General features: G+C 51.9%; 4 protein-coding genes and 1 pseudogene. 2 read left to right on the top strand and 3 right to left on the bottom strand.

Going from position 1 to position 3,544, the window contains the following annotated elements; genetic code table 11:
• Positions 1–293: 293 nt before the first annotated feature.
• Positions 294–581 (bottom strand): HigA family addiction module antitoxin, encoded by a 288-nt coding sequence (locus M6F29_RS11470; RefSeq protein WP_298159978.1) that lies wholly within the window; start codon positions 579–581, stop codon positions 294–296.
• 11 nt (positions 582–592) lie between these two features.
• Positions 593–697, bottom strand: a pseudogene (locus M6F29_RS11465) (type II toxin-antitoxin system RelE/ParE family toxin); the annotation flags it as partial.
• 180 nt (positions 698–877) lie between these two features.
• Here M6F29_RS11465 and M6F29_RS11460 point away from each other — a divergent pair.
• Positions 878–1,963, top strand: coding sequence for a type IV toxin-antitoxin system AbiEi family antitoxin (locus M6F29_RS11460; RefSeq protein WP_298159975.1), 1,086 nt, complete (start codon positions 878–880; stop codon positions 1,961–1,963).
• Between the two features lie 215 nt (positions 1,964–2,178).
• Here the strand turns inward: M6F29_RS11460 and M6F29_RS11455 are convergent, their stop codons facing one another.
• Positions 2,179–2,940, bottom strand: coding sequence for a metallophosphoesterase (locus tag M6F29_RS11455; RefSeq protein WP_298159973.1), 762 nt, complete (start codon positions 2,938–2,940; stop codon positions 2,179–2,181).
• 283 nt (positions 2,941–3,223) lie between these two features.
• Here M6F29_RS11455 and M6F29_RS11450 point away from each other — a divergent pair.
• The coding region (locus M6F29_RS11450; protein WP_298159970.1) for a YbhB/YbcL family Raf kinase inhibitor-like protein at positions 3,224–3,544 on the top strand (321 nt) is incomplete at its 3' end.

Here is a 3,544-nt window from a genome sequence, read left to right as displayed (position 1 = left end):
GCTGGGAGAGCGCTTGCATGGCATGCAAGAGGTCAGCGGTTCGATCCCGCTTACCTCCACCATCACATCAATAAACACGGGGCTTCCAGGGCATTTTTTTCAGCCGCCCATCATCTCACCCATCATAAATCAAAGTACTTGATTGCTTCGGAATGATGCGGTTTCAGGGATGGTTTCCGTGACTGTCACGAATCCGTTCATGGGGTTAATTTATTTTTCCCACCAAGGGAGTGGCAATATCCCCCCATTCGCTTGCGTCACGGGCCTGCGCTTCGTTATAGGGTCAATCGTGGTCAAGCAGCCATCCTTTCCATCGGCTTGATATTCGGCTGTGGTACTCGCTCGGCTTGCCACAAGTCCCATTGCATTTGCACCCCCAGCCAAACATCAGGGGTTGTCCCAAGCCAGGCGGAAAGTCGTAGCGCCATTCCTGCTGTCACCCCGGCCTTGCCGTTCAGCACTTTGGAAAGCGTCACTCTGGAAATCTGTAATTCCTTTGCCGCTTGAGTAACTGTCATCCCTTCCGGCAACCATTCCCGCAATACTTCGCCGGGGTGCGCTGGATTGTGCATTCTGCTCATAATGAAGTCTCCTAGTGAGAGTCCAGATAATCAACCAATTCGGCACCGTCCCCCTCAATGGTGAAGGTCAAGCGCCAGTTCCCGTTCACCATGACAGACCAATGCCCGGCAAGGGGGTCATTGGCTGGATACCGGTGCATGGCCTTGCTGTCGGGAAGGGCTTTTACTTCGTTCGTCCATTATTGCAGTTTGTTCGCGTTACGCGAACAAGTCTAAATGTTGAACAAATGACTTGACGATTTGTTCATAAACATTTAATGTTCACGTAACGTGAACATTGTATATCCACGAACAAAATGAACCAGATAAAAGAAAATATCTTATTAATCGATGAAAAAGAGACACTAGAGCGCGCCATCACCGCTCTGAAAGCGGTCGCAGGTATTGATGCGAGGATCACCGCCAGAGAGGCACGCCTTGCTGGAAATATCACCGTCGATGCGATCATTGAGATAGTGGTGGAGGGCAACACCTACCATTACATGGCGGAAATCAAGCGGGTAGATCGCTTTGGCACAATTGGGCTCGCCAAGAACCGGATGGCAAAGTATCCGCAGCCTGGGTTACTGGTTACCCCTCGTGTCACGGTGGAAATGGCCGAAAAATGCCGGGCACTTGATCTCCAGTTCATCGATACCCTGGGAAACGCATACCTCAAGGGACCTGGGTTGTTCGTGCTGATCACGGGACAACGTCCCAGGGATAAGAAAGAATTCGTACTCACCACCAATGAGACACAACAGGCCGGGACACCAACGGCATTAAGGATGGTTTTTGCCCTCTTGTGCAAGCCCGAGTTGCTCAATGCGTCCTATCGGGAAATCAAACAAACGGCCCAGGTGGCGCTGGGTGCTGTGGGCTGGGTATTTTTCGACCTGAACACCCGAGGCCTGGCTTTGGGAGGACACAAAAAAGGCGATCGCCGGATATTGGAGCGGAAACGCCTGATTGAAGAATGGGTCACCAATTATCCCATCAAGCTCCGCCCAAAATTGAATCCCAGGCGCTTTCGAGCGGAGGACGCAGAATGGTGGCGCAAGGTTGACATCGCCCAATACAGCGCCCAATGGGGCGGGGAAGTGGCTGCAGAAAAACTGACCGATTATCTGCGACCAGCAATCTGTACCATTTATATGAATGCAGGAGCCGTCAAAAAAAATCTCATAAAGTTGGTCAGGGATAACAAGTTGAGGGCTGACGATAGTGGCGACATCGAGATACTGGAAACCTTTTGGGATTTTGCATCTGACGAAAACAGGCCCGACATCGTGCCGCCCCTACTGGTTTACGCAGATCTGCTCGCCACCACAAATCCACGCAATTTGGAAACTGCACAAATGATCTTTGAGAAGCATATCCGTGATACTGAAGCCCAGAACTGACCGTACGCTCGATCCCGTTACAGTTTCGGTCATACGTGCCATAAACAACGTTACCATGGAATTGGGCCGCGACACGCTGTTGGTTGGCGCCACGGCGCGGGTTATTTTGCTGGAACACGTGCATGTATAAGGATGCTCAGAAACTTGCCAAAGACTTGCTGGACCAGTATGTCAAAGGCTTCAGTCAATAGGCCGTCTCCTGGTGAGAAGCCATGTTAAAAAATTTCGATCGTCAACCCCGGGTTGAAACCTGCGTTCTCGATACTGCTGGGGGATGAGGCATAGCCGCGGGGATTGCAAACAATCCGGGTCCCCTTCACCTCATAGTCGAAATTGGTATGGGTATGGCCATGAATCCACAGCGCACTGGAACCCATCAGTCGTTCAAGTTTGCTTGCATAACAGGCGGACAGCAAATCATCTTTATACTTTTCAGCAACACTCTTCTGGTGTGGTGCATGGTGGGTGACTACCACCGTTGGACCGTCAAATGATTCGACATCGAGTTTATAGGCGAGCCAGGCAACGGAAGAAACGTGTAATTCAAGAGAAACTTCAGGCGTGAAAAGCTCTGTCTCGTTTTCCCGGATAATATGAAAATCGCTGAGACGCATAGCCGCGATCTGCAGACAACGGGCTTTCGCCTCGCCACCAAACAACTCGAAATCAGTCCAAAGCGTTGAGCCCAGGAAACGAGTACCTTGAATGACCACTTCATCGTTTTCCAGTAAATGGATGCCGGAGCGTCGGGCTTCTGCCCGGGCCTGTTGCAGTAAGGACTGACGTTCCTGGCGATAGTACTCATGGTTCCCCAGGACATAAATGATTTCCTTTCCGGGGAAAGCGTGACTGGCCCAGCGAATCCCGGATAAACCAACGCCGATGTCGCCAGCCAGAATCACGACATCCGCGTCCGTGGTTTCCGATTCGTAGGTATGGAATTCGATGTGGAGATCGCTCAGGATGTTGATTTTCATGGATTGAAATGGGTTTTCTGCTGGCGAAATGTTGGAGACAGGTGAGATGGCCTAGAGTAAACGAAAAAGTCGCCTCATGGATGAGTCACCTACCAGAACGCGCCGCAGTGCTCCGTTTGTCAGGACAGTACACCCCTCCATTACGCGATTCAAGAATGTCCGGAGGCATCCCCATAACCCGGTTCAAGGCCGGGTTTTATTGCCCATTCATCCGGAAAGGTCTACCATGGCCCCGTGGGACACGGTCCGGACGAGACGAATAAATCATGCAATGGAGACCACGATGCGGAAAGTTTTTTTGTTTGTGCTGGCCAACCTCTTGATGGCTGAAACCGTCATGGCGGACAGTTTTACCTTGACAAGCCCTCAAGTGAAGGAAGGCGGGCGCATTGCCAACGAGCAGGTATTCAATGGATTTGGGTGCCAAGGCAGTAATGTCTCGCCCGAACTTCAATGGAAGGGTGCCCCCGCAGGGACCAAGAGTTTTGCCGTGGCTGTCTATGACCCGGACGCCCCGACGGGTAGCGGCTGGTGGCACTGGGTCATCTTCAACATCCCCGCCAGCGTAACGACGCTGGCGAAGGACGCGGGAAACCCGCAGACA

This window comes from Ferrovum sp. (assembly GCF_027317285.1).
Lineage (GTDB): Bacteria > Pseudomonadota > Gammaproteobacteria > Burkholderiales > Ferrovaceae > Ferrovum.
The sequence above is the reverse complement of the archived record's forward strand: the minus strand, read 5'-3'. Positions and strand labels throughout refer to the sequence as shown.

Excerpts from the sequence above, each read along its gene's own strand:
- M6F29_RS11470 (WP_298159978.1), bottom strand. The coding sequence starts at position 581 with ATGAGCAGAATGCACAATCCAGCGCACCCCGGCGAAGTATTGCGGGAA.
- M6F29_RS11460 (WP_298159975.1), top strand. The coding sequence starts at position 878 with ATGAACCAGATAAAAGAAAATATCTTATTAATCGATGAAAAAGAGACA.
- M6F29_RS11455 (WP_298159973.1), bottom strand. The coding sequence starts at position 2,940 with ATGAAAATCAACATCCTGAGCGATCTCCACATCGAATTCCATACCTAC.